Consider the following 345-nt stretch of genomic DNA (forward strand, 5'->3'; position numbering starts at 1 on the left):
CGGATGCGACTGTTGCCAGTATCTGCCACATAGACATTGCCGGATGAATCCACAGCCACTCCGTGGGGGTGGTCAAACTGTGCTTCTGCGCCGGAGCCATCCACAAAACCCCGCTCGCCACTGCCAGCTATGATGCTTACCATTCTATCTTCTATTCTATCTGCCGGATGCGGTGGTTGCCAGTATCTGCCACATAGAGATTGCCGGATGAGTCCACAGCCACGTCGGTGAGGTCGTTAAACTGTGCCGTGTTGGCGGCACCCTCCGCAAAACCCGCTGTGCCACTGCCGGCAAAGGTACTTACCACCCCCGTCGGCGTGATTTCCCGGATGCGGTGGTTGCTTT

At 57.4% G+C, this 345-nt stretch carries 2 protein-coding genes; both read right to left on the reverse strand.

Features of this window, described 5'->3' with window-relative positions:
- The coding region (locus S1OALGB6SA_RS10885; protein ID WP_195910278.1) for an SBBP repeat-containing protein at window positions 1–143 on the reverse strand (143 nt) is incomplete at its 3' end.
- Between the two features lie 8 nt (window positions 144–151).
- Window positions 152–345, reverse strand: a 194-nt coding sequence (locus tag S1OALGB6SA_RS03525; protein WP_503465867.1) for a hypothetical protein, incomplete at its 5' end; no start/stop codon positions are given.

The organism is Olavius algarvensis spirochete endosymbiont, from assembly GCA_900608495.1.
In the GTDB taxonomy this organism is placed as follows: Bacteria; Spirochaetota; Spirochaetia; order DSM-2461; family DSM-2461; genus UBA2779.